This is a genomic window from Alcanivorax sp. HI0044, assembly GCF_001634945.1.
The window spans coordinates 1-878 of sequence record NZ_LWEZ01000505.1 but is presented as its reverse complement, the minus strand read 5'-3'; the positions used below and the strand labels follow the sequence as shown (position 1 = coordinate 878).

The 878-nt window shown below is 54.0% G+C and carries 1 protein-coding gene and 1 pseudogene; one reads left to right on the top strand and one right to left on the bottom strand.

Annotated features, from left to right (window positions below; translation table 11 throughout):
* Window positions 1-492, top strand: a pseudogene (locus tag A3730_RS31160) (type I restriction endonuclease subunit R); the annotation flags it as partial.
* Between the two features lie 152 nt (window positions 493-644).
* On the opposite strand, the gene A3730_RS31155 reads toward A3730_RS31160, so the two are convergent.
* Window positions 645-878 (bottom strand): hypothetical protein (locus A3730_RS31155; RefSeq protein WP_063537714.1); only part of this gene is annotated, 234 nt, incomplete at its 5' end.

Here is an 878-nt window from a genome sequence, read left to right as displayed (position 1 = left end):
GCCGAAGAAAGCCCTTTCGAGCTGGAGGATGAGGTCTCACTGAAATATTACCGCTTGCAGAAAATCAGCGAAGGCGCCATTGACCTTGGTATTGGCGAACCCGAACCTCTTTACGGCCCCACCGAGGTTGGCACTGGCCGTGCCAAGGAAGACAAAGTGGAGCTCTCCACTCTGATCAGCAAACTGAACGAGCGATTCGGGACTGAGTTCACCCCCGCCGACCAGCTCTTTTTCGATCAGATCACCGAATCAGCCCTGGAGAACGATACCCTGCGCGAAGCGGCTCAGGCCAATACACTGGAAAATTTTTCCTACGTCTTCAACAAGATGCTGGAAGGGCTTTTCATCGAGCGAATGGAAGGTAACGAAGAAATTTTTAGCCGGCTAATGAACGACGATAATTTCCGCAATCTGGCTGGAGACCACCTTCTTCAGGATGTCTATACACGCCTGAATACCTCCTCAGACGCAAAACAAGCTAAAGATAGCTGACGGCTTTGCGGCGCATGCAATCGCCAGCGATTTTCAGATTTTGAATATAAGCATTTTTCGTCCAGCATCCGGCGATCGACAAGGCTAACTAGTGAGACAAACCCTGCAGCCTGCTCATCAGTGCATCCCACGATGACACTTCATTCAGCGCTCTATTTGCCATCATCGCTGGCGGGCTTGTCGACCTCGCCGGACAGCACCTCTTCCAACTCATCACGGGGCATATAGTCCAGATCCCAATGGCTGGTGTAGGTTTCTTTCAGACGCCGCCGCCCCCGATGCAAGGGTTTCGGGTCTTCATCACTGCCATGGGCGGCGTGATGCTCACCCAGCGCCGGCCCAGGCGCGGTGTCTCCCTCCGATTCCGGATGCTCCGTTTCCTGCGC